Source organism: Haloferax sp. Q22, assembly GCF_001482285.1.
Lineage (GTDB): Archaea > Halobacteriota > Halobacteria > Halobacteriales > Haloferacaceae > Haloferax.
This window is the reverse complement of record NZ_LOEP01000052.1, coordinates 1-23,848: the sequence shown is the minus strand read 5'-3', so window position 1 is coordinate 23,848 and position 23,848 is coordinate 1. Positions and strand designations below refer to the sequence as shown.

26 protein-coding genes and 1 pseudogene are annotated in these 23,848 nt (G+C 58.3%); 10 read left to right on the top strand and 17 right to left on the bottom strand.

All coding sequences use genetic code 11. The features are described from left to right. The first annotated feature begins 117 nt into the window (after positions 1-117). Positions 118-696, top strand: coding sequence for a choice-of-anchor I domain-containing protein (locus tag AM590_RS18535; protein ID WP_058828762.1), 579 nt, complete (start codon positions 118-120; stop codon positions 694-696). 193 nt (positions 697-889) lie between these two features. On the opposite strand, the gene AM590_RS18530 is transcribed toward AM590_RS18535, so the two are convergent. From AM590_RS18530 to AM590_RS18515, 4 genes are all read right to left on the bottom strand, one after another. Continuing rightward, a complete protein-coding gene (locus tag AM590_RS18530; RefSeq protein WP_082677778.1) occupies positions 890-2,275 on the bottom strand; it encodes an ATP-binding protein in 1,386 nt (461 codons plus the stop codon). Positions 2,276-2,510: 235 nt separating this feature from the next. Next, positions 2,511-3,203, bottom strand: coding sequence for a heme-binding protein (locus AM590_RS18525; RefSeq protein WP_058828761.1), 693 nt, complete (start codon positions 3,201-3,203; stop codon positions 2,511-2,513). A gap of 1,285 nt (positions 3,204-4,488) precedes the next feature. Beyond that, the gene (locus AM590_RS18520) at positions 4,489-4,842 is read right to left on the bottom strand and encodes a type II toxin-antitoxin system PemK/MazF family toxin (protein ID WP_058828760.1); all 354 of its coding nucleotides are present in this window, start codon (positions 4,840-4,842) and stop codon (positions 4,489-4,491) included. Further along, the gene (locus AM590_RS18515; protein WP_058828759.1) at positions 4,839-5,075 is read right to left on the bottom strand and encodes a hypothetical protein; all 237 of its coding nucleotides are present in this window, start codon (positions 5,073-5,075) and stop codon (positions 4,839-4,841) included. The genes AM590_RS18520 and AM590_RS18515 overlap by 4 nt, the downstream gene beginning before the upstream one ends. 207 nt (positions 5,076-5,282) lie before the next feature. On the opposite strand from AM590_RS18515, the gene AM590_RS18510 reads away from it, so the two are divergent. The 3 genes from AM590_RS18510 to AM590_RS18505 all read left to right on the top strand — a co-directional run bounded on the left by AM590_RS18510 (position 5,283) and on the right by AM590_RS18505 (position 6,613). Then, positions 5,283-5,471: a hypothetical protein gene (locus tag AM590_RS18510; protein ID WP_058828758.1), complete on the top strand. Its 189-nt coding sequence runs from the start codon at positions 5,283-5,285 to the stop codon at positions 5,469-5,471. A 182-nt stretch (positions 5,472-5,653) separates the two neighbouring features. Then, positions 5,654-5,785: a hypothetical protein gene (locus tag AM590_RS21310; RefSeq protein ID WP_256364950.1), complete on the top strand. Its 132-nt coding sequence runs from the start codon at positions 5,654-5,656 to the stop codon at positions 5,783-5,785. 168 nt (positions 5,786-5,953) lie between these two features. After that, positions 5,954-6,613, top strand: coding sequence for a helix-turn-helix domain-containing protein (locus AM590_RS18505; protein WP_058828757.1), 660 nt, complete (start codon positions 5,954-5,956; stop codon positions 6,611-6,613). A gap of 18 nt (positions 6,614-6,631) precedes the next feature. Here AM590_RS18505 and AM590_RS18500 read toward each other — a convergent pair whose 3' ends face one another. Both AM590_RS18500 and AM590_RS20175 read right to left on the bottom strand, forming a co-directional pair. Next, positions 6,632-7,078 carry a type II toxin-antitoxin system VapC family toxin gene (locus tag AM590_RS18500; RefSeq protein WP_058828756.1) on the bottom strand — a complete coding sequence of 149 codons (447 nt, stop codon included), beginning with the start codon at positions 7,076-7,078 and terminating at the stop codon, positions 6,632-6,634. Further along, positions 7,075-7,431: an HTH domain-containing protein gene (locus AM590_RS20175; RefSeq protein ID WP_082677775.1), complete on the bottom strand. Its 357-nt coding sequence runs from the start codon at positions 7,429-7,431 to the stop codon at positions 7,075-7,077. The genes AM590_RS18500 and AM590_RS20175 overlap by 4 nt, the downstream gene beginning before the upstream one ends. Positions 7,432-7,650: 219 nt before the next feature. Here AM590_RS20175 and AM590_RS20645 point away from each other — a divergent pair, with 219 nt between their 5' ends. Continuing rightward, positions 7,651-7,824, top strand: a complete 174-nt coding sequence (locus AM590_RS20645; RefSeq protein WP_157575490.1) for a hypothetical protein — start codon at positions 7,651-7,653, stop codon at positions 7,822-7,824. A gap of 343 nt (positions 7,825-8,167) precedes the next feature. Here AM590_RS20645 and AM590_RS18495 read toward each other — a convergent pair whose 3' ends face one another. Then, a complete protein-coding gene (locus tag AM590_RS18495) occupies positions 8,168-8,686 on the bottom strand; it encodes a DUF21 domain-containing protein (protein WP_058828755.1) in 519 nt (172 codons plus the stop codon). A 334-nt stretch (positions 8,687-9,020) separates the two neighbouring features. Continuing rightward, positions 9,021-12,353, bottom strand: a complete 3,333-nt coding sequence (locus tag AM590_RS21210) for a dockerin type I domain-containing protein (RefSeq protein WP_253805966.1) — start codon at positions 12,351-12,353, stop codon at positions 9,021-9,023. Positions 12,354-12,609: 256 nt separating this feature from the next. Between AM590_RS21210 and AM590_RS20970 the strand changes: the two genes are divergently transcribed. Further along, a complete protein-coding gene (locus AM590_RS20970; protein ID WP_172795839.1) occupies positions 12,610-12,777 on the top strand; it encodes a hypothetical protein in 168 nt (55 codons plus the stop codon). A gap of 83 nt (positions 12,778-12,860) precedes the next feature. Then, positions 12,861-13,109, top strand: a complete 249-nt coding sequence (locus tag AM590_RS20165; protein WP_082677773.1) for an AbrB/MazE/SpoVT family DNA-binding domain-containing protein — start codon at positions 12,861-12,863, stop codon at positions 13,107-13,109. Between the two features lie 68 nt (positions 13,110-13,177). Here the strand turns inward: AM590_RS20165 and AM590_RS18485 are convergent, their stop codons facing one another. The 3 genes from AM590_RS18485 to AM590_RS18475 form a co-directional block, all read right to left on the bottom strand. After that, positions 13,178-13,435, bottom strand: coding sequence for a hypothetical protein (locus AM590_RS18485; protein WP_058828754.1), 258 nt, complete (start codon positions 13,433-13,435; stop codon positions 13,178-13,180). 98 nt (positions 13,436-13,533) lie between these two features. Further along, a complete protein-coding gene (locus AM590_RS18480; protein WP_058828753.1) occupies positions 13,534-14,937 on the bottom strand; it encodes an ATP-binding protein in 1,404 nt (467 codons plus the stop codon). Between the two features lie 487 nt (positions 14,938-15,424). Then, entirely contained in the window at positions 15,425-16,033 is a 609-nt protein-coding gene (locus tag AM590_RS18475) for an isoprenylcysteine carboxylmethyltransferase family protein (RefSeq protein ID WP_058828752.1), read from the bottom strand. An 86-nt stretch (positions 16,034-16,119) separates the two neighbouring features. Between AM590_RS18475 and AM590_RS18470 the strand changes: the two genes are divergently transcribed. Further along, the gene (locus AM590_RS18470) at positions 16,120-16,791 is read left to right on the top strand and encodes a helix-turn-helix domain-containing protein (RefSeq protein ID WP_058828751.1); all 672 of its coding nucleotides are present in this window, start codon (positions 16,120-16,122) and stop codon (positions 16,789-16,791) included. A 119-nt stretch (positions 16,792-16,910) separates the two neighbouring features. Here the strand turns inward: AM590_RS18470 and AM590_RS18465 are convergent, their stop codons facing one another. After that, a complete protein-coding gene (locus AM590_RS18465) occupies positions 16,911-17,933 on the bottom strand; it encodes a phosphotransferase family protein (protein ID WP_058828763.1) in 1,023 nt (340 codons plus the stop codon). A gap of 415 nt (positions 17,934-18,348) precedes the next feature. Between AM590_RS18465 and AM590_RS18460 the strand changes: the two genes are divergently transcribed. Beyond that, positions 18,349-19,365, top strand: coding sequence for a helix-turn-helix domain-containing protein (locus AM590_RS18460; protein WP_058828750.1), 1,017 nt, complete (start codon positions 18,349-18,351; stop codon positions 19,363-19,365). Between the two features lie 86 nt (positions 19,366-19,451). Here AM590_RS18460 and AM590_RS18455 read toward each other — a convergent pair whose 3' ends face one another. From AM590_RS18455 to AM590_RS18450, 3 genes are all read right to left on the bottom strand, one after another. Then, entirely contained in the window at positions 19,452-20,750 is a 1,299-nt protein-coding gene (locus AM590_RS18455) for an RNA-guided endonuclease TnpB family protein (protein WP_058828749.1), read from the bottom strand. Between the two features lie 229 nt (positions 20,751-20,979). Further along, positions 20,980-21,162 carry an antitoxin VapB family protein gene (locus AM590_RS20160; protein ID WP_082677772.1) on the bottom strand — a complete coding sequence of 61 codons (183 nt, stop codon included), beginning with the start codon at positions 21,160-21,162 and terminating at the stop codon, positions 20,980-20,982. 72 nt (positions 21,163-21,234) lie between these two features. Continuing rightward, positions 21,235-21,771: a hypothetical protein gene (locus AM590_RS18450; protein ID WP_058828748.1), complete on the bottom strand. Its 537-nt coding sequence runs from the start codon at positions 21,769-21,771 to the stop codon at positions 21,235-21,237. A 141-nt stretch (positions 21,772-21,912) separates the two neighbouring features. On the opposite strand from AM590_RS18450, the gene AM590_RS18445 reads away from it, so the two are divergent. Beyond that, the gene (locus AM590_RS18445) at positions 21,913-22,833 is read left to right on the top strand and encodes an NAD-dependent epimerase/dehydratase family protein (RefSeq protein ID WP_058828747.1); all 921 of its coding nucleotides are present in this window, start codon (positions 21,913-21,915) and stop codon (positions 22,831-22,833) included. Positions 22,834-22,873: 40 nt separating this feature from the next. On the opposite strand, the gene AM590_RS20155 is transcribed toward AM590_RS18445, so the two are convergent. Both AM590_RS20155 and AM590_RS20150 read right to left on the bottom strand, forming a co-directional pair. Continuing rightward, complete coding sequence (locus AM590_RS20155) at positions 22,874-23,242, bottom strand: putative toxin-antitoxin system toxin component, PIN family (protein ID WP_082677776.1); 369 nt, start codon at positions 23,240-23,242, stop codon at positions 22,874-22,876. Positions 23,243-23,381: 139 nt separating this feature from the next. Continuing rightward, positions 23,382-23,759, bottom strand: a pseudogene (locus AM590_RS20150) (transposase); the annotation flags it as partial. Positions 23,760-23,848: the final 89 nt, after the last annotated feature.

Here is a 23,848-nt window from a genome sequence, read left to right as displayed (position 1 = left end):
AACGGGAGTCCACGCGAAAGCCTCGGGGTCGTCCGAAACGGCTGCGCCGTTTCGTGATGACGAGAGACCGTAGGTCTCTCGAACCACTTGACCTCGAGGCAATTTACGACGAACGGCATGCGGGTGTTCGACAGCGGGAGCGACTTCGAAGACATCACCGCCGAGCGGTTCGGCGACCAGTTCAACAACGACAACAACGAACACGACCCTTACGGCCGCAGCGACAACAAAGGGCCCGAACCCGAGGGGCTGACAATCGGGCAGGTCGGCGACCGGTACTACGCGTTCATCGGCCTCGAGCGCATCGGCGGCGTCATGGTGTACGACATCACCGACCCCGAGTGTGCCACGTTCGTCGAGTACGTCAACAACCGAGACTTCTCGGTCGATATCGAAGCGGCCATCGAAGACGGTGACGCGCCCGCCGGCGCTGCCGGCGACCTCGGCCCGGAGGGGCTGGACTTCGCGACCGCCGAAGAGAGCCCGATTGACGACCCGCTCGTCTTCGTCGGCCACGAAATCAGCGGCACGACGGCGATATTCCGCGTGACCAGCGACGCGAGTGCAGACGTCGCGGTGGGATCGTGTAGCGCCGACGCACCGGGCAACGGGCGCAAGAAGGGACACGATAAGGGCCGTGGCAATGGGCGCAAGAATGGACACGACACGGACCGTGGCAACGGCCGCGGGTCGTGAGCTAACGGCGTCGACTGCGGGTCCGTAGCGGGCGACGGTAGATACCCACGGCGAGTGTCTCGGGGTGGACGGCACGCGACGCTGTCCGTGGTGACGAGCGACTCCGCGTCGCGAATCACGTGGCCCCGAGGTGGGTCACTCAGGCGGTGCTCACCACCGTGAGCCCACGGTGGTTGGCTTGCGGGCTTTCGGGCTACACGTTGTTTGTTATGTCAGTTAACCCAAACAGCCGCACGTCATCTCGCTTTGCAACCGCTTTTCGGACAGTTTGGGTCGCCCCGCTCCGAGTAAACAGTGCATACGCTCTGTCGACATCACCGCCACTGTCGGGGGTCCATCTGATCTCTTCTGTGTGTTCTTCGAGTGACGCAAGCGCACTGTAGTCGAGCGGGGCGCTCGTGAATTTACACTCGCCGACGACCATCGTCCCCTCCGTAGTGAAACCGACGACGTCGACTTCGTGTTCTTTGTACCACCACCGGCCGATATCTAAGAACGTCTTATCCGGGTACAATCCAGGAAGCGCATCCTGGCAGAGGACTTCAAACTGTGAACTCACGAAGTCAGGGAGTTCAGGCTCGATAACCGCCTCATACGCTTCGTCGCCCAATCGCTCGTATCGGTCTTCGTTCCCGTAGACAAATCGGAACCAAAACCGAAACAGTGGGTCGAGAATTCGGTAACGGCCACGCCGAGAGCGAGCTTTCTCTTCTGTGAGTGGGACCTCACGTTCGATGAGCCGAAGGCGCTCTAATTTCTGGGTGTAGGTCGAAATCTGTTTTCCGTCGATTCCAACCATCTGTGCAATCTCATTTGACGTGGTATTCCCTGCAGCGATGGCCTTGAGAATCGCAAAGTATCGATTCGGCTCAGTTAACTCAGTTCGGAGGACGTACTCCGGTTCGTTATGGAGATATCCCCGCTGTGAGAGGAGGGAGTCAGAAATCACGGTTCCAAGGTCGTTCTCAAGGTCGATGCCATCGAGATAGTATGGAACACCACCGAAGATGCCCCATGCAAAAATTCGGTCTTCAGGCGTGTAGCTTTCCGGGAAGAACTCCTGGGCAGCAGCAAATCCGAGTTGTCGGAGATCGATTTTCTCGGTGAATCGCCCGTAAAGCGGGCTGTTTCCTAACAGGGTTGCTTCCTCCATCATGCTAATCGATGATCCAACGAGGATGAGTGTTCCACTCGTGTTCTGGAGGCGTTGGTCCCACAATCGCTGAATCACCGAAGGGATGCTCTTGTCGGCGTCGATGAGATATGGAAATTCGTCGAGTACGACAATTCCGCCTTGTTCGACAAGATATCCGAGTAGTGACTCCCAATTCTGTTTGATATGCTCAATGCCAGGGAAGGAACCTGAGGCGGCGTCAACGAATTCGTCAAGTTGCACCTGTGGTGTCGTCTGCGTCGCTTGGTATACGACTGCATCATCTCGCTGCGTGAGTGAGTGTTGAACGAGCTGTGTTTTTCCGAGCCGACGCCGTCCAAAGATGACAATCATCTCTGGGCTGTCGGACGCGTAGCACTCTCGCAGCCGAGATAGTTCGATTTCCCGATTCACAAAGCGTTCCATGGACCTCATATATCCTCGCACGCAGTTAACCATGCCGAATAACCAAATTCAAAATAGGCTATTTTGAATTAGGCTATGTTCGAGTACGGAGACTCAAGGAGAACGCCTCACCCTGAGTGGCAGGATAATGTCAATATATTATTAAATTAGTGCTGCCGGTGCGGTACACTCGCACGCCGCGTGGCAATAGACACCACGCACACGAAACGCCCATTCACAGACAGGCTTCGTGTTCTCAACGCAGCGCCCGCCGGACGCTCGTCGTGTCCACCTCGACGGCCACTTCGTTCGTCCGGAGCCACGGCGGCGTGAAGGGCGCGTCGTAGCGCAAAAGACGGGCCTCACCAGTCGGTTCGATACCGGCGTGGGCCAGCGTCTTCTGGAGAGTGCGTTCGTTCAGCGAGACACGGACACTCGGAGCCCACCAGGAAAACCGGCGGACGGCTACCGTCCGCGGCGGGTCGACGACGAGTTCCACGTCGTCGTTCGTTGGCTCCGGCGCGGTCTCCGGCGTGTACGTTGCAGGGAGGAAAAACGACACCGTCGCGCCGTCTGCCCGGGTTATCTCGACGGGAGCCGTCATCGAGATGAACTCGCCCGTCTTGGTGGCCTCGTCTCCGGCGGCCCTCGTGTCCGTACCCGTTTCGACGGGTGTGGTCATCGAGACGGGCGTGCCGCCTTCGTTCGCGCCGTCGATGTAGTTGAACAGACCGAAAAACGCCTCTCGGCCGTTGGACGCGGTGGTCCGGACGCGAATCGTCTCCGGGTATCGCCGGAGTTCGACGCCATCGATTCGACCGACCGTCTTGTAGGGGACCCGTTCAGTCCCGCGGTTTTTCACGCGGTCGAGGGCCGTCCAGGCCGTCGCGGCGGCCAGCCCCACACCGATGATGCCGACTCCCAGTTTCGCTTTCGTCTTCCAATCCATGTCTCGTGTAGGCGACGTGACTGCAAAAGCCGACTTGTGTGGTTCTGCGTTCCGCTCGCGTCGACTTCGGCTGTGTACACGGTCGAGCCGGCGTTGACAGATGAAGTCGTGGGGGTGGGTGGTGTCGCGAATGTCGAACCAGATGGAGTACTGGTTCGAGCGTGACGTTCCACTCGCGGTCCCTAGACGCTCCGCATTCGTCGTTTCGGGAGTTTCGAGCTGTTGCTACGCACAAGTCCAGGTGACTGAATGAGTCGGGTTCGCATGCGTTCGAGCGAGTGCCACCGTCGTATGGCTACTCAGTCTCATCGATGTGGTCGCTTCCTCTTGAGAATGGAAGGACCGATACCATGGGCGTTACAGCTTGAAACGTGCCGAAACAGATGAAGTCGCGGGGGTGAATTACTGATTCACATCACCAGAACGAATTCCGTAGCGTCTGCACATCCCAGGTGTGGACCGTTCGATACGGTCCGCTTTCTCCCCCCACCACTTCATCTGTTCTTGCGGGACGCCCGAATCTTCGGCAGCGACTGCACCACGAACAAACCCTTCGCTTCGAATGGGCGGTGCGTGTCGTCAAGAACCATTCGGAGCGGTGATCCACGGGACGGTTGCAGCCGTGGGGGATGCCTGCGCTTCGAAGCATGCAAAACGTCCTCTCTGTCTCGGGCAACGCCGTTATCTCACCACAACCGACCCTGTCGCCGAGAGATAGGACAGTTCGTATGCGTTTCGCCCGACTGCATCGGCTTTGGTCGGTCGTCGAGTCACCACGCCGACCTCAAAGAACAGACGGCATCCCTGCCCACACTCGGAGGTGATTCCCCGTCTCAGAACAGATGAAGTCGTGGGGGGGAGGGAGTGCGTTCTGTAGCTCCAAACAACAGATGAAACCGTGGGGTGACTCGCGTCTCAAATGCAGTTTCACGCGACGGGTGCACTCATAAATGAAACCGGAGTTCGTATGTTTCGTTTGCTTTCGTAGCTATGACTAGCCCCTCAGAAACCACCGCATAAGCGTGTGTACTCAGGACGCTCCGATTCGAAGCACACGAAACGATCTCTCTGTCTCCGCCCTAGTGTTCGCACCGCGATTCGACCTGCCGCCGAAGACAGGATAGTTCGGTTGTGTTTCACCGGATAGCATCGACGAGCCTCCCCATCGACGTTCCGAGAACAGATGAAGTCGTGGGGGTACAGTACTGCTTCACATCGCCAGCACGAATTCCGTCGCGCCTATCGGGAGGTGAATTTACTGCCAAAAAGACGAACGGTAACGCGTTCAATTGAGTCCGAGGCTCAGTTTGAGTGCATCGTCAACTTGTTCCATCGTTCCTGTAGCCAGGTTCCCGACGACCGAGTGAATCCGCTTTTCGATGGAGACGACACGAATCTGATCAAGCCGGACTGACGAATCCTTCTCGAATGGTGAGTTGTCCGCTTCGACCAGTACTTCGAACGGGTAGCCACGGTACGTGCCTGTCGCGGGTGCGACAATAGTCGTACTCGAATTTGCGTTCCCGACATCGTTCTGGATCACAACTGCCGGCCGGGTCTTCTTCATCTCGTGGCCTTCAGCAGGATCCAATCGGACGATGACGACGTCACCGCGTTGAACGTCCGTCTCCTCGCTCATTCATCCAGCCCCTGCCACGCTTCGTCCGACGTGTCGTCCCACGCTTCGGCCAACGATACCGCACTCTCAGAGGCCTCTTGATAGGCAGCGGCGAGTTCGTCTTCGTCAGGGTGGTTGTTTTCGACTTCTACTACAGCGACGGTCACGCGCTTGTTCGCGTACTCCGTCCCGAGATAAATTCGACCTCGGTCGTCGGTATCGTTGGTTCGCAGGTCACGGGCGTCTATTTCCATCGTGATACCCACTATAACCCACTACAAGAAATGCTTTACCCACTATTGCCCACGGCGTAGATCTAGTTAGTACCGCCATGACGTCGGTCGTGGGTGACGTGGATCTCCTGCGTCAGCACGTGTTTGTTCTCTGTGCCAGCGCTGTTGGAACGTCTCGTCGAGAACTTCGTGGGTCGAATTTACACTCGCGGGCGCTGAACAACGGCTGTGGCTCGTGACCGTCTCCTGAGTGCCGCGACGAAGACGACGCTCGTGTTCATGGTTCTCGGGCTTACCGCCTGGTACCTAGCACAAGAGTATCTGGGGAACGGGCTTGTCGAACTCGTCGCGCTGTTCGGTGTGGGCATCGTCCTCCCGACGTTGATCAACGAGGCCCGTCGGCAGTCCGAAGAGTAGGGTGGGGACGTTCTCGGATAGGCTGTTGGGTTGGAGTGCGACTAGTCCCGCTCTTCGAGTGCCGACACCTGTTCTAGCAGTTGTTCGAGCTGTGGGGATGGCCGATACCGGACACAGCCACTCCGGCGGTCGTGTTCGATGACGCCTGCGTTGACGAGTTTCGGCAGCGAAACGTGGTGCAGATGCAGTTCAACTCGTGCTGTCTCGTCACCCGTCCGCTCGACGAGCGACTGGACGAGCCGCTCGACAGCGACTGTCGCTTCGTCCGCGTCACGGAGAGCGTACAGGACGTGGCGACGACGCTCATTTGCTAAAACCTCGCACAGCACCCCGAGGCGATCAGGTTCCTGCTGCGACGACGGCACGTCGAAGGTTGACATCTACTGGTTGTTCTATCGAGAACACATTCACTCTCCTGCCTGAGCCTCCCGGGTGTTTATCTATGACCCTCACATTTTATCATCTGGTGAGGGGAGCTAGCAATGCTCATAGCAGAATTCACAATCGACCATCCGATCTTGCTCACGCCGTTACGGGAGATACCCGACATTGAGGTCAAGTGGGAAGAGACGTATCGGGGGCCAGACGACCGGACGCAGATGCTTTTTTCGGTGCGGAGCGACGACTTCGCGGCGGTCGAGCGGGCACTGGCTGACGACCGCTCAGTCACGAATCCAACCGTCTTGGACGACACGGGCGACCGCCGGTTCTACCGAGTGGACTTCACTCCGGTCGGAGACGAGACGAATCTCATGCCCGAGTTCATCTCGGTCGGGGGCGTCCTCCAGCGCGCGGTCGGAACCAACAACGGCTGGCGGTGTCACGCCCAGTTCCCGAGTCGAGACGCGTTCAGACACATCATGCAGTTCTGTCGTGACCACGAGATCGACATCTCCGTCAAGCGACTCTACGAGGAGACATACCAGGACGGACCGAGTGTGTCGCTGACGGACGCCCAACGAGAGCTGCTGGTCGAAGCGGCTGCGTGTGGATATCTAGAGATTCCGCGGACGTGTTCGCTGGCCGACCTGGGAGACCGACTTGACATCTCAGATAGTTCGGCGTCCGAACGGTTTCGCAGAGGCGTAAGGCAACTCATCCAGCAGACGGTGCTCAACGAGTCGACGTCTGCACAGGAGTAACGTGGCAGTTGTGGTGTGTCAGAGGTTCATGTCGTCAGGAACCAGAGAGAATCCCAACGTTCGGAAATCACTATCGAACGCGAAGATGTGTTCGATACCACGCTCATCAGCGAGAATGCTCGTCGTGTGGTCGACGAACGAGATCTGCTGGTCGTCGTAGTCGGTGAACTGCTCTGCTGCAGTCTCGAACGTTGGTTTACCGACTGGAATGATATTCACGCTAGACGACTCGCGGATAGCAGTTACTGCTCTCGACGCCGTCTCGTGGCCGAGTTTGTAGAGGGCCAACGTCGCAAACTCTGAGAGTACAGCCTGAGACGTGTAAATTGGCCGATAGGACATGTCATCAGATCGAATTCCGTGGAACAGACGGCTCGCGTCTTCATGATGTTTGTCGTCTTCGTCCGTGCGTGCGTAAAATGCGCCGGTATCGATGAATATCGGTGTTGCGCCTGTTCCGCTCATGCAGATTCTTTGCCGTAGAGGATTTCATCGACGTTCTCAGACACATCCGACTCGCCTGACGTACCCGGTTCAAATTCCCAGACGGGGTCGTCGGGGTCAACACCGCAGACAGGCTCGTGTTCGTCAACAAGCCACCAGATAACCCGTCCAGCAGTCTTTCGACTGGCAACCCGTCCATGCTCTTCGAGCGTACGCAGCTTTCGACGTGCGGTCTCACGAGAACAATCGAGCGCTTCAGCGACATCCCCAGAGGTAACGACAGGCCCATCAACGATCTCAAAAACACCGAGTGTGTCGTCAAGTGTGACGGTTTCGGCGTATCGGCCAGTATCTTCGCGTTCCTCTTTGCTCATACAGAAGCCACACACGCACGGGTAATTAACCCTTGTGGTGTTCCCCATATGGAAACACCACACGGTGGGTCCGATACAGTGAGACCGATTCGGTTCTCGTGGCGGTCGCTCAGCCACGCCGGGACTTCGATACCGACCACCTGAGGAGGACCACACTCGTGCTGTCGGTCGTCGAACAAGAGTCAAATTTACAATAACTCCGCCGACGATAGTGGATCCATGGATTCGGCCCTCCGCAGACACCTGCTGTTGATCGAGTTCTACCTGCTCGTCCTGATCGTCATCGGCGTGTTCAGCTACGGGCAGTTGGTCCCGCAATCTGGATACCTTGGCCTTGGACTCATCGGCCTCGTTGGAATACTGTATCTGGCTGTCTACGACTCGACCGGCTGACCCAGTCAGCGATTCGTGCGGTGGAGATACACACCACCGAACAGGCAGCCCGTTGCCACCAGCAACAGCCCACCGCTCAGGATGTCGCGAAGGCCGCCAGAGACACCCGGGTTCGCCACCAGTCCGAAGGTCCCTTCGAACACGACCGACTGAGTCACCAGTGCCAATCCCCCAATCGAGATCAGTAGTTCTGGAACGCGTGTGCTCATGGGGTGCTCATGTCTGGTGGTTCACAGGGCTTGTTGATGAACGCTGTGTGTTCCTGAACTGTGCGTATACGCTTTTCGTCCGTGGCGGTTAGAACGGGAGTCGATGCTGAATGCCACGCCCGTCGGGGTGGTGGTTAGTCCTCGTCGAGATATGGTTTCTCGATCTGTTGGTCGCCGCCAATGAGTGTCGTCAGCCATCGCGTGACGATGTCGAACAGCGCAACGAGTGGCCTCAGTACGCGTTCGACGTACGAGATTGGGCGGGCGACACGGAGACTCCACGACTCGGCGTGGCCGAGGCCGTAGGATTTCGGCACGATTTCCCCGAAGACGAGGACGAGCACACTCACGGTGAGTGTTGCGATCACGACGGTGTATCCGGGGGGAACGAACCGTGCAACCAGTAGTGTGACGATGCTGGTGATGGCGATGTTGACGAGATTGTTGCCGACCAGCAGCGTGACGAGGAGTCGGTGTGGGTTCGCACGGAGTTGTTGGAGCGTGCGGCTGTCTTTCGTACTGTCTTCGGTCGCGGCCTGCAGGTTATCCGGGAGCGAAAAGATCGCCGACTCGCTGCTGGAAAAGAACGCACTCAGCAACAACAGCAGCACGACTGCGAGAAGTGACGGTCCCAAAATCGAATATGTACTCATACCAGAGTGGTACGCTGGGAGGTGTATGAATCTCGGTGGTTGAATGGTGACGCTGTTCGTGTCCGAGTCGACTGGCCCGGCCGAGACAGACCAAGCCTGAACGCTGAGTGTTCCTGTTCCGGTGTCGGTCGGTGAGGGCTCCCGCTCCTGTCGCGACGAGGCTGTCCGACACCCCGCCCTCCGACTGCGTTCGGAGGTCACCGTTGCTGCTATCGGCCACGCGTTGGCGGTCGAACAGCTACTGTTCGTCCGCATTATCGGAGAACGGGCGGCATTCGAACCCACCCACGCGTCACGCACGACGAACGCTCACGGCGGGGTGCCGCGAGCGAACTTAGGTCGTCGTCGTGTAGAACAATCGCTGGATGTCGACGATGTTGAACACCCCGTTTCCGGTGACATCGAAGCGCTCGCTTTGCTCTGTGACGGCGTCGCTGTCCCGGTGGGTGAAGAGCGCCTGCACGTCGGAGACGGTCACATTGCCGTCGCCGTTGACGTCTTCGTACATGCCGTCACCATCAGGATCGGTCGGCGGTGATTCGAAGTCGCCGACCGGGTCGAGTGCGGCGAGTGGAACGGTATCGCCCGTCATCGACGTGACCATGATTTCATCGCCTCCCTCGGTCGAGACGTTCGCATCCGAGACGCTGACGACTGTGTCGCCCTCGTCGATGGTCGCCCCCGTTTCGAGTGTGAGCGTCGCGAGCGTCTCTGACTCGCGTTCGGTTTCGGTCGGCGTCCTGCCGACGACGCTCACCCGCGCTGACGTGTTGTTGTGACTGTAGGTGGTTTCGGCGAACTCAGGCGACCCGGTACTGTTGACGTCGGTTATCGAGACCCCCGACGCCTCGGGAACCGAAATCGTCGCCTCGTAGGCACCGATGCCAGTCGAAACGTTTCGAGCGACGAGTTCGGCTGTCGTCGTGCTGTTCGGTCCGACGGGGGCATCGACAGCGGCAATCGCGAGGTCGACTGTCGGCGCAGTCGGCTCGTCGCCGACGGTGAGGGTTTGGGTCAGGTCCGTCTGCGCCCCCGTGTCGTCACTCGCCGACACATCGAGCGTGTACTCGCCGTCGTTCGTGTTGACGTATCGTGTCGTGTAAACGTACGTCGACCCGTCTTGTGTCTCCGTGAACGCATCGAGCGTGATCGTCTCTTGGTACACCGTCTCGGTGCTCGCGAGGACGGCTTCGAGCGAGTCGAGCGACTCGTTCGCCGTGACCGTGAGGACGAGGTCACCGTCAACCAGTTCGGTCGTTGCGTTGAGTGCGAGCGGCGTCGGTTCGTCGGTCTTGGAGCTCTCGATATGTATCGAGCCGTTGTCGACGGGGTAGTTCACGTAGTTCTCACCGTTGGTGAACAGTTCCGGTTGCGTGACTTCGATCGGGCTTGTCGACCCGTTCGCACCGGTCGTTTCGAACGTGAGGTTCACCACGGGATCCTGAAGATACCCCTCACCCGTGTTCTGGACGCTGAAAAACGCCGTCCCGTTTTCGGTGTCGGTTTCATAGAAGACCGCATGCTCTTCGGCCGTCACACGCTGCAATTCCACGACTGACGGATCGTACGCCACGTTTCCTGCATAGTACACGCCGCCTGAAGCGGGCGACGTCTGCGCTTGGACAGTCACGTTCGTCCCCGTCGGTACCGTTGCGTTCCCGACGGTGAGTCGGAGGTCAGATGCGGTCGCAACGGTGACCGGATAGGTCACCTCTCGTGTCGTCCCATTGCTGGTGACCGTTGCAGTCGCAGTATAGCGGCCGGGGGTCGCGTTCTCCGGCACTCGGAACGCGAATCGAGGATCGGTATACGACCCCGGGCTGAGTTCGTCGAGTCGCCACGAGTAGTCGCTCGTGTTCCACGTTCCGCCGGCGGCGTCAGTCTCGGTGACGGTCTCACCGGGGATGTCGGTGAACGTAAGCGAAACCGCCGCGGGCGCGTCGCCCTCGTTTGTGATCCCCGTTGGGAGTTCGACGACCCCACCGGGCGGGGCCGTCGCCCCACCGGGGACGACATCCAGCGTCGGTGCGTCGTCCGTGACGGTTATCCTCGCTGCCTGTGAGACAGTCGAGGAATTGACTTCGATGGGGGTGCCGACGGTCGCGGTGTCGGCGTCGCTTCGGTGCAGCATCGCGACGAGCGTCGTGTTCGCCGTGAGTGCATCGAGTGAATCCGATGACGACGCGTCCACGCCCAGCCGCACCGTCACGTCGCTGTGGGTGCCCGGCGAGAGTCTCGTGGAGTTCCCGATCGGTGCTGAAAGTGCTCCATCGGCGGTCCGCTCGTGGACGACCACGTAGAACGGCTCGCTTACCGTCGTCCCATCGTCGGTCACTTCGTACGTGGCGGACTCGACGGTGACTGTCGTGGTCCCGGCCGGAACCGTCTGGTCCGCAATACTGATGGCGGCGGTCTGAGTGTCGCTGCCTTCGTCGTCATCAACAGACGCGAGATAGCTGTCGCCACGCACCCCGACAAGGTCCGGATACGCACCCGACTCAACCTGCCACGTCTCGGCGAAGTCCAACGCAGTCAGATTCGTCGTGGCCGCCTCACCCGTCATTGCCGCGGTCGAGCGCCGGACGCTTCCGTTGCCCGCCGCCGCAGAGGTCGCTTGCCCGGATGTCTGTTCGTTCCAGTACGATCCCGTGACCGAGCTACCGTAGTACAGGCCGCCGACGAGCCCGCCGACAGTTGACTCCCCAGTCACGTTCACCGTCGCGTACGAGTTCGCGACAACCCCGCTTTCGTAGTTGCTCGACCCGACGAGCCCGCCGACGTAGTTCGTGCCGGACACGCGCCCGTGGGCGTGCGTCGCGGTGATGTTCCCCGAATTATACCCGACGACACCCCCGGTCGCGACACTCGTGTCATCGGTCGTCCCGACGACGGTCGCGTTCACCGCCGCGCGTTCGATCGTCCCGGGGTTCTGTGCCGCGATGCCACCGGCGTACGGCCCACCGGTGATGTGCCCGGTCACGACGACGTCGCTGATGGTCCCCTCGTTTTCGGCAACGAGGCCGCCTGCGCTGCCGGGGCTCTCTACTGTGACGGCTGCGTGTGCGTGTTCGACCGTGCCGCCGTCGGTGGACGCTACCACGCCGGCGACGGTCCCGCTTCCGGTCACCGTGCTGTCGACGGTTATCTCGCGGACGAGGGTGTCTGTTGCCGACCCGACGAGGGCAGCAGTGGTGAAGTCACCAGTGATGGTGGCGTCGGTCAGTCGGAGGTTCGTTATCGAACTCTCCGAGGCGTAGCCGACGAGGGCGACACCACTCGTCGACGGCCGGTCAATCGTCAGCCCCTCGATGGTATGGTTTTCACCGTCAATCGTGCCCGTGAACGGCGTCCCGAACGTTCCGATGGGTTCGAAACCGGAGCCGTTGTTCCACGTCGCTGTCTCGGTCGCGTCGATGTCCGACCCAAGGACGTAGTGGGCATCGAGGTCGTCGCGTATCGCGGCCAGCCCAGAGGCGTTGGTGATGACGTACGGATTCGCTTCGGTCCCGTTTCCGCTCTGTATTGCGAGCGTCCCTGTCGGTTCGAGGCGTGGTTGTTTCGTGGGCTGTTCTTGATGGTCGATTGTCGTCGCGCCTGCAATCGGTGCGGTGGCCATGAGGCCGCACAGCAGGAGTATACTCGCGGTCTGTGTGAGTTTGTGTCCCATGTATTGGTGTCGTGTCGCGTCTGTTGGTCCCGTGTTCGACAACTCCCTTCGTCGCGGCATCGCGAGTGTTAGCGCTCGCTGTGAACCGCCTGCCCCGACATAGCCGGTTGTTGATAGGTTTCTTATTTGTAAAGTTGTGGGACACCACAGGTTGTGCGGTGTGGCAGGTGTACAGCTGTGAGACCAGCTTGTAGTCAGGGTGGTGGATGGTTCTCTGTCGCGAACATCTATCTCGCCTTCCTGCGATTGTTCTCGTATGCGTGAGGACGACGGCGGACTGGATTCGGCGACGGTGGGAACGTGGATTGCGATTGGGACCGGCCTCGGGGTCGCACTCGGGTTGGCGATGGACAACCTCGCACTCGGGATTGCAATCGGCGTGGCGATCGGGGCTGGTCTGGGCGCGGGGTTGTCGATGGGGTAGGGTGTGTTTCGCGTCGACCCAACCGTAGTTTTGGTAGTGTGGCGACACACTAGGCTTTTCACCAGTAGTTCTAGTGGTTAGCCATGAGTGACCCAGTAGACGCTGAAAGCACGGTGTCTGGGAACCAGGCGAATATTCCAGCACGGATTCGTCGAGAACTGGGGATCGACGATGGGGATCAGCTTTGTTGGCATCTCGAAGACGACGGAAGTATTCGAGTTCGGGTTGTCCAACAACGGAGTGGAACGTTTGCGGATTTTGATGGGTATGACGGTGACGAAGAAACGGACGCCGCCACGGATCATGACGCGTGGGGCGTCAAGACAGACTGACTTCTCCCACGACTTCAGTCGTGGGTCACTGACTCGGTGGCTGTATTTCCCCAACCCAGTCGTCGCAGTTAGTGCGTGAAATCGGGCAGGTCGCGGTTCTCGAACTCATGGGGGTTGAGGCCAAGTTCTTCGAGGTCATCGTCGGTGAGGGGTTCACCACCTCCCTCGTGGAGAACAAGAACCTCCGCAAGTTGCGAGAGTGCTTCTGCCCGGGTGTCGCCACCACGTGCGAGATCGGTCTCGGTGTCGTGGGCGGTGATGCTCCCATCATCTTCGCGGACGAACTCAACTCCGTTGGGGTCACCGTCCCGGGTCACACTTGCCATACTGAACTCGAATCGATCTCAGAGGATAAGCGTTCGGACGGTGAAGAGTTCCGTGCAGACCCTTCCTCAATCCCGTTCCCAGGGGCAGGCGTGACTGTTCAACTCTCGAGAACAGCAACGATATCAGAGAGATCGAATAGGCGGAGGTCATCACGTTCGTCTGCAGCTTCCTTGACGGAGCGTTTGAACCCAGAACGGCTGAACAAGGCGAATTCATACGTCGGCTCACCACCGCCGGAGGGTGTCCAATCGATGTGCTCTACGTCGTCCTCGAGGTCCGCGAGCACGTCATAACCGAGGGGAGCGTTGGTGAATTTCGCTTCGCCAGCGATCAGCGTTGATTCGTCGGTTGGTGCGACGACATCTATCTCCTGGCCCTTGTACCACCACTGGCTTGGCACCTGTGTGAGCTGGTAGTCTGTATAGAGCGCCGGTACTGCCTGGTGACAGAGCGATTCGAACGTTTCACTAACGAAGTCTGGTAATCTCGGTTCGATGAGATCCGCGTAGGCGTTCTCGCCGTAGAGTTCGTACTGTCCCCCGCGGCCGTAGAGATACCGGAAGTAAAACCGGAATACCGGATCTCGAATCTTGTACCGAGTCCGCTTGCTGCGCGCCGGGTCGGCGAGTGCCGGATGCTGTTTCTCGATGATCTGGAGGGTTTCCAGCCGGTCGAAGTAGTACGACGTGTTGGTGCTCTCGATGCCGGCTCCCTGCGCAATCTCGTTTCGACTGCGGTTCCCGCTGGCCATCGACTCGAGAACCGAAAAATACGTGTTCACCTCGTTGAGCTCCATCTGGAGGACGGTCTCGGGCTCGTCGTGGAGTGGGCCATCCGGGTCGCACAGTAGCCGCGTGACGTTCTCTCCGAGGCTCTGTGATGGATCAAGTGGGCTGAGATATCGGGGTGTGCCACCGAAGACGCCATAGACGAACACCCGTTCTTCGGGATCGTACGTCGGCACGAACTCTTGGATGGATCGAAACGGCAGCTGGGTGAGTTCGAGGCGGCCATTCGGTGTCTGAGAGACCCGGCCGTAGAGTGGCGCACCACCATCGAGGACGTGGGTGTGAATCATGCCGATTGCAGAGCCTGTGAGTACGAGTGTTGCCTGACTCTCACCGACAGCTGTATCCCACAGGTGTTGAATGACCGAGGGAAGCCCCTCGTTCGATTCGATGAGGTACGGGAATTCGTCGATGATGATGACTGCGTCTTTGTCGGTGAGGTATGTTACGAGCGGTTCCCATTCCTCTTTGACGGCCGTGATGTCTGGGTAGGTCGACGCTGCTGCCTCGACGAATCGCCTGAGCTGTGTCGTCGCTGTTCCTTGGACTGCCTGATAGTACACAGCATCGTCGCGGTCGGCAATCGATTGGCGGACGAGTTCGCTCTTGCCGATCTGGCGGCGACCATAGATGATTGCAAGCTCTGCAGCACCACTCTCATAGAGGGCTTGCAACCGATCGAGTTCCTCGAGACGATTGACGAACTGGTCCATACCACCATGTCGTGGCGGATGGTACATATGTGCTCCGAAGTTAGTAATTGAACTATAATAGTTTGAGCTATAATAGTTCAACCTCTAACATCATGGGTCAATCGCAATGGCGAACCCCCACGACCGGGGTCTCGTCACACACCGTGTTCGAATTGAATTCACCGCTTGAAACCCGTTTCAACGGGGGTCTGAGCCGATATTACGTGGGTTATCCTTTGAGTCAGATTTCATTTCGAACAGGGTGGGAGGCTGTGCAGTCGGTCATGGACTCGGTACCGCACTCGATTGGCGACACGAGGATACCGTCTGCAACCGTGGGAGGCCCACACACCTCGCACCGAGTGACAGACTGGCGAGTGTAGTCAGCAACCCACCTTCGGCTGTTCAGTTCGCTCTGCGTTTAACTGCCGCCGCAGTCCCATTCTGCAGATAGTAATACGCCGGTGGTTCTAAAGACGCAACCCACCTTCGGTCGTCTGCTGGTTTGTCACGTGTTGTCCGTGTGGCCACGTTCTTGCTCTACGAACAGCTGAACTGTCCGAAGGCCGATGAACCTCGGGACGCGACCCATATACTGCGTGTAGTCTTCTCCGAACTGTGCGTGCAGCCATGGCTCTTCAGCAAGCGGAAAGCTGAGCCACCACGCGAGGTAGAGACAACAAAGTAGCACGACAAACGGTGAGCCGGTGATGAACACGTATCCGACTGTTGCGAGAATGTATCCAACATACTGCGGGTTTCGAGAGTATCGATAGAGACCATCGGTCCGTAACTCACCCTCGAGTCCCTGTGTCTGTTCCACACCGAGATCAGACGTCGAGACGAGGACGATACCAAATCCAATACTCATAGCCATGACGCCAAGATACAACACCCAACGTGGGAGCCCAAGCATCCCAAACTGAAGGATACCAAGACCGAGAAGCACCAGATTCAACGTGTACGACAGTCCCCAAAAGAGGTAGAATTGGTAGTTCCGTTCACCGAGTGGATAGTATGAATTGTACCCGAGTATACTCGCCCAAACGCCTGCAAGATTTCCCAGCCCCACCACGAGTCCAAGGCCAAGTAGTCCCTTGCTAGGTGTCAGTATCATCAACTCGATGTACTCCGAAGAACGGCTTCGGGATTATGGCTGCACACTTAGAAAGTTTAAATACCGAATCTTGTTTCGCCGCAGACATGAAATATCTGCGTGCGTCGCTCAGTCAACCGGACTGGATGTTACATCCCATGCAGCAATTCATTCGCAACAACGACGTGGTTCAGTATGAGGAGTTGTTGTCGTGGAATATCGAATCTAGCAATGATATTGAGTACGAACTGTTTTACGTCGAGGCAGCTCGCGAGCCGTACGAAGAGGCGATTTCAGCCGTCGAATCGATTCAGTGGTACGAAATCACTCCAATTGACGACTGCTCATTCTACGTCTATCTCTGTCAAGAGACCCGACCCGAAGACCGAACGTGGCGCCAAGCGTATACTGAGTTAGATCTCGTCGTCCTTCCGCCGATCATCTACTATGCTGATGCAACATTTACGATGACGCTCGTCGGCGCAGGAAGCGATCTCAGCTCGCTTCTCGAACGGTTACCACCGAGTATCGATGTCACGGTCCACGCAATCGGGACGTTTGACCGCCGCCACGAGACTGTCGCGACAGACTGTACTGAGCGTCAGTTCAAGGCAGTTCAAGCGGCAGTCAGAATCGGCTACTACGATGTCCCACGGCAAGGGTCGTTGAGTGATGTCGCATCTGCGCTCAACTGTACAGAGAGTACCGCATCGACCTTGCTCCGGAACGCTGAGTCGTCGATTATGAAGCGAATCGTCACTCGGTATCGTGACCGTTGATGCGGACGCGGCCGCCCCACGGATGGTATCCAGCTGTGGGTTGGACGACGTACCGGTGTAGGAGTCCTCCAACAGCGTGTAGTAGAGACTGAATCTACAGCAGCGTGCTCCAGTTCCAGTTAGAGATACTGCTCAACGAACGCTCGATGCTCGCGCGCCCGTTTGTCCCGCGTTGCTGCAGATTCATCCTGATACCAGAGTGGGAGGCAGGCCATCGCTCCCAATCGGCAGACGAGGTGGTACACAGCCATCCGTTCACGGGTTGCCGCATCAAATTCCCACGCCGTTCGAGCCGAACTGTAAGACTCTCGGAAGAGTTCACGGAGGCGTGCAGTCTGTCGAGCGCCGTCTGCTTCGGGATTCAACAGATAGAACTCCGTCTGTGCGAGGTTATTCGCGGGTTCTGCTGCCGAAAGGTTTGCCCAGTCAAGAACTGCCTGTGTCGCCCCAGATTCTGGGTCGACCAGCAGGTTCCCAATTCGGTAGTCCCAATGGCAGTACGTCGGCGGATCAGGTGCCTGTAGCGACGGAACAACCTCGTGGAGATACTCTCGGAGGTCCGGGACGAGGTCAGCAAAGCGTGTTGGGTCGTCTGCAAGCTCTGGAAAAGACCCCCCAGAGGCGAGACTGTCGAGCGTGTCGGTACCGGTGGCCAGTATCATGTCGCGGAAGTCGTCGAACCGGGGGTGTTCGTCTGTGTCCACCACGGTCAGCTGCTTGTCCTGAACACCGACTTTCCCCGATGCGGGGAGCGGTCCAAGTTCGTGGAGTGCTGCGAGATTCTCGCCTGCCTCTCGGATAATCGTCTTCCGGACACGCAATGGGAGGTCGTCGTCCGCTCCCTCATAATTCACGCCATCGATGAACTCCATGAGATAGAATGGAACCGCAAATCGCTCGTGGTCGTCGCAGTAGCCGAAGACGGTTGGCACAGGGATGGACGTTTCCCGACCGACCAACGTGAGGAGCCGCGGCTCTGATTTCGCGATGAGTGGATCAACAAAGTCCGCTGTCGTTGCCTTGAGTACAACGGCGCGGCTCCCGTTCGGCGTTTGCACAGTAAGCTTCGCAACAAAATCGGTCCCGTGCGGGCTCCGTTCGATTTCGTGAACCACCCAGTCCGGTTTGAGTGCGTCGACCATGCCGCGCACCGCCGAATCTGAGACGTCGTGAGAGCGTGGGTCAGAAACTTCGTTAGTCATACACGGACTCTCAACTACGTCCCGAGAAATGTTTTGGTGCCAACTGTGTGACTGATTTGCGGCCTGTATTCAGTACGGTCTCGTGAACCGTTGACCTCCTGTGGGGCCCTCACCCATCCGTTCTGTAGTTCGTTCGAGGACACTCCTGTTGGTGGCCACCGAATCGGTCGCGTGAGTTGACCACACACTCGGAACGATGCTGGTGCGTTCCGTGCATCCTGGTGTTGAGAACGTCCATGGTCTCTTCTGTCGTGTGTTCGAAGGCGACCGATGCACTCCCAAACGAGCCCGAAAACTCGTGCATGGTGTTTGTTAACAATCGTTAACCACCGCTGGCACCTATTAGGATGCCAGCATGACCGCCGACGAAGCGTCGGAATACGGACCGACACCGGAGCAAGCGTTTGCCGTGCTCGGCCACGAGACGCGACTCGCGATCCTCTTTGTGCTCTGGGAACAGCGGCGTCTCGACGAACACGTGCCGCAGCACCCGATGACGTTCTCAGCGTTACGGAAGGCGCTCGGAATGCGGGACGGCTCGCAGTTCAACTACCACCTCAAGCCCCTCCTCGGCCGGTTCGTCCACCACGGGGCGGACGGGTACATGCTCCGACGGGAGGGCGAGCGTGTGGTCAGCGCTATCCTCGCCGGTGCGTTCACCGACGAACTCGTGTTCGACGCCGTCCCGAACGACAAGCCGTGCGAACTCTGTGGGGGTCAAACCGTCTTCGAGTGCAACACGGAGTTGACCCGTGGGTACTTCGCGATTAGGTGTACCGAGTGCGACGGCGCGTTCGGTGGCACCGGCTTCGATGGGGCATTGAGCCTGACCGAATCGCTCTCACCGATCGGGACTCGCAGTCGAGACCCGACGGAGTTCTACCGAGCGCTCGATGTCATGGTGAAACACCAGATCATGTCCGCAATCGAAGGCGTCTGTCCCGACTGTACCGGAACCACGAGCGTGACGCCCCTCGTGTGTCGGGACCACCACGTGGAACCGGGCCACCGCTGTGAGTCGTGTGACACCATCTTCGAGGTGCAGTACGACATCGTCTGCGACGTCTGTCACCAGCGGTTCAGTATTCCGAGCAACCGCTGTTTGCTCACCGAGCCGCGAGTGCTCGTCTTCCTCGAAGACCACGGCTACGACCCCTGGTACGACTGGCTGTTGATCGAACTGGAACTGGTCCACCACCAGACCGTTCGCTCGGAGGCCCCGTTCGAACTGGAGATCGTCCTCGAGGCCGACGGGGACCGACTGGTCGGGACCCTGGACGACCGGGGGGCGGTCACAACCCTCCAGAGACTCCCGCGAGCGCAGTCATGGCAGATGGCTCAGGCTAACGAATTTCAGTCCGTTTCTGGATAGAAATATAATTCAGCTTACATATATGTCCTGAGCGGCCGTCACTACGCACGAGGGAAGATGACCAGACTCGAATCGGTTGGACGACGTCAGTAACCCACGACTGAGGTCGTGGGCTTGTCAGTGGACTCCCCTTCTGCCGTCGTTTTGACGGAGGCGTGGAAATCGCCATTCAGGTTCAGCGTCCCTGACGGGAGCGCACACTGACAGGGTGCGCCTCCACTCGAAGACGTCTGCCCCGAGTGGAGTCTCCTGAGTAGTTTCCGAGCGATGTTCTTACTCGCGTTGTAGTCCGCGTTCAGTTCGTACTCGCACTTCTGACACACGAACTGATGCTTCGTCCGCCGATTCGATTCGTGCGTAAACCCGCACGACGAACACCGCTGACTCGTGTACGCAGGGCTCACCTGCTCAACCTTGATCCCGAACATCTCCGCCTTGTACTCAACGTACTGAGAGAGGCGTCGGAACGCCCATGCGTGGAATCGCTTCGCACCAGCCATCCGTTTGCGAATATCGGTCAGATTCTCGAACGCGATGTGCGTACAGCCGTGGTCGTGAGCTTCTTCGAGAATCTGGTTTGAGGCTCGATGTAGTTCGTCCTGCATCCAACGGTATTCACGGTCGTTCATCGACTGAATCGACAGGTGCGCCGACCGCGTTCCCGTCTGTTGCATCGAGCCACGAGTCTTCTCGAACTCTCGGCGTCGGTGGTTCATCTCGTCTGCGTTCCCGATGAATGCACCTGTGGAAGTCACGGCGAGTGAGCCATCCACGTTCAGGTCAACGCCAAGGACTGTTCTGTGCTTGGCGTCTTCAGAAGAAGTCGTGGACTGCTCTTGCTCGTCTATGGTTCGGCGCATCCGTGCGTGGAGATAGAACTCCGACGTGGAGCGGTCGTACTGCAACGTTGACATCCGGAACTCGTAGTCCTCGTTCAGCAGATACTCGCCAATCGGCGTTCCCTCAGTTTCGCTGGGAATCACGTAGTCGCACTCAACGCGACCATTTACTGTCGAGAGCGAAACGTGGTCGCGGTGGAACGTCGCAGAGCGTTTGTCGTAGACGACGCTCCACGCTTTGAAGTACGGTTGACTGGTGTTGTCACCTTTCTCGAGTCGGGCGACACCGCTTTTCGTGGCCTCGATAGCGCGTCGAATCCCTTTCTGTACGAGGTTTGCCGTCAACTCCGTCTCGTTGCGAAGTCGTTCGTAGAGGGCGTTCTCGGCTTTCTGTTTCGAGGTCACACAGTAGTCGTTCGGGTATCTCCACGCCCACTCTGCGGTGGTGTTCGCACAGTGAAGGAACTGAGTTTTGGTCTGATGGAGGTCGTCGCACCGCTCGTTGGGTACGTCGAGTTTGACTTTGACGGTGCGAATCACCTCCATCGTTAATTCACATATTAGATAGGTTCTTTATAAACTATATGATTGGTGTGGGGGAGTCGGATTGCTATCGCTCGTGGGTTGTTTCGAGTATTGTCGGATTCCTCCCACGGCTGAAGCCGTGGGCTTCCTCCTTGCATCTCTGTGACCAACGTCGGTTGGTCATCGACGAACTCAACGACTTCCGCAACACCATCGAGGTAATCGATGATAACCGACGAATCGAGAACGGTTACTGCTGGAAGCTCTCTCGGGAACGCTTGAGTGCCTCGCGTGCCGTTTCGGCTTTGTCAGTTCCTTTCCACGCACCGGCGTTCATTCCCGATCCCTCATTCGCCAATCGATCGAGGAATTCATCCCAACTCTCGTCTTCACGCTTCAGCCGCGCCAGTTTCTCTTTTGTCTCGTCAGTGATGTGCTCATATGCATACGTTGTGTATGCGGGTAGAAGTAGTTCGAGGGAACCGCCACTATTGGATTGCGACAGTTATCCTGTCGGCGTCCACTTTTCAATCGCAACGAGGGACTCATCGAGCGCCTCGAGAACGTCGCGAGTAGATGGCGCATCGCCCCACGAGTACCGAGACGTCGTGGTATTGAGACCGACCTTGGCACCAACGACGAGTGACGGGGCTGGGTCGCTCTCGCTGTATCCCTGCGTGTCGAACACGTCTCTGAACGCGTCGCTTTGAACCCACGACAGCCACGTTCCTTCAGCATTCTGTCCGAGGAGTGCAATCACTCGGTCATCGACCAGCCATTCAACCGCCTGTGTGGCGTCGGTGTCCGTCTCGTCGGGGAGGACGAGCAGGTCGGCGTTGTGGGGTGCGCTCACCGTCTCGATTGCGGCAGGCATCGAGAGGTCGACTTCTTCGGCGACGTACACCGGCGTCACGTCGAGTCGCTCGTATGTTGGCTGCGCTGTGTCTTGGTCGTCCGTTTGGAGGGCCGAACACCCAGCGAGTGAACTGAGGGCGGCGATGCCGCACGCACGGAGGGCGTTCCGACGGGTGTAGTGTTGCATGGAACTGGGTCAGTCGGAGGGGTTGAAATTGTGTCGATTGGTTAAGGTATCTCGATGGACAGTCTGTGGAGTTCGATCGAGCCACTCAGCGAAACACCACATTGACGATAGGTTCTTGTCACTTGGTGAAAGCCATGAGGTATGGACGGCAAACGAGTCCTCGTTACTGGCGGTGCTGGATTTATCGGCTCGAATCTCGCGAATTCTCTCGCCGAAGACAACGACGTCATCGCGATCGACGACCTCTACCTCGGGACGCCCGAGAACCTCAACGACGACGTGGAGTTCCACGACATGACGGTCCTCGATGACGACCTCCCGACCGAGGGCGTCGACGTGGTGTTCCACCTCGCGGCGCTGTCGTCGTACAAGATGCACGAGGAGAACCCGACGAAGGGTGCCCGTGTCAACATCGAAGGCTTCGTCAATACGGTCGAACAGGCGCGAAAGGACGGCTGTGATACCGTCGTCTACGCGACGACCTCTTCGATTTATGGGTCGCGGACCGAGCCCTCGCCGGAAGACATGCCCGTCGAGTCGCGGACGGGGTACGAAGCGTCGAAGTTAGGCCGTGAGCGCTACGCGGAGTACTTCCACCACCACTACGACATGCAGTTGGCCGGCATGCGTTTCTTCTCGGTGTACCAGGGCTTCGGCGGCGCGGAGGAACACAAAGGCGAATTCGCAAATACCGTCGCGCAGTTCACCGACAAGATTGCGAACGGTGAGTCGCCGGAGCTGTTCGGTGATGGGTCCCAAACGCGTGACTTCACGCACGTCGACGATATCGTTCGAGGGATCGAACTCGCAGCTGAGGAGCGACTCCAGGGCATCTACAACCTCGGGACTGCCGAGAGCTACTCGTTCAACGAGATGGTCGACATGATCAACGAGGTACTCGGGACGGACGTCGAACCCGTGTATGTCGAGAATCCCTTCGAGGTGTACGTCCACGACACCAAGGCGGACTACTCGAAGATACACGAGGCGACAGGGTGGGAGCCAGAGGTTTCGTTCGAGGAGGGTGTCGAGCGGGTTTGTGAGCCGTATCTCGACGACTAACAGAGACGCTCGCGGTTGTGTTTTAGCCGGGCGTTTTGGTTCACGCTTCGAGGTGTTCGTAGAACGTGCGTGGGTCAACAATCGAAATCCCTCTGAACGAATCGAGTGTCAGAAGGTGGTTATCACCTGAGACGACGTAGTCGACGTTTCCAGCGACAGCAGCCTCGAGAAATTTGTCGTCGTCTGGATCGTCTGCAACTGCACGAATCTCTTCTTGGGGGTCAACAAACTCGGCAAAGTACCGGATGGTTTCGACTTCTTGTTGTACCTCGTCTTCATTTAGGTGAAATCGGTCTGGGTACTTGAGGAGCGTCTCTCGGAACTCGGTGAGTGTGTCAACCGAAACGACGAGTTCGTATTCGCCTTCGAATCCTTTGACAACGATGTCGTGAGGAACGCCGGTCGCGATAACGCTCGAATTGACCTCCTCCCGCGCCTAAAGTCGTCCCCAGAACGCACAGCGTTCTGGTGTGCGAACGAGACGCAGAGCGTCTCGTCAACGCGGGAATCCCACCATGGGATTTCAGGCCGAGTGCGGCCCTAAGGTTTCAAGACGCATACGTTCCAAGCGTCTCTTGCTGGGTGTCAGCATCGGCTTGGCTGTCTTGTGGGACGGTCAAACGTCCCCCTTCCTCAGCCGAGTCATCGCCATCCGTGTGTTCTCTTGAATGACTCTCTCCACTGAGGTAGCGGTCTGCAATATTGAGCGCGGCGTTAACGTCTGCTTGGTACTCCGAAACCCAACACGCCGAGTTGGAACACTTGAACGTCGCCTGCTTCGGACGGTAGCCCGTCTCTCCGCAACAGTGGCACGTTTTCGAGGTGTACGCGGGATTCACTGTCTCCACACGAATCCCTTTCTCAGACGCCTTGTAGCGAATCTGAGCGTGCATCTTGGCGAAGCCCCATCCGTGAAGCCGTCGATTCGGCTCTGGTGAATCGCTGGACAGCGTTGGCTTCGACCGTTAGAACTAGGGAGTTGAAGCGGGAAACCGTCGATGATTCATGTCTAAGA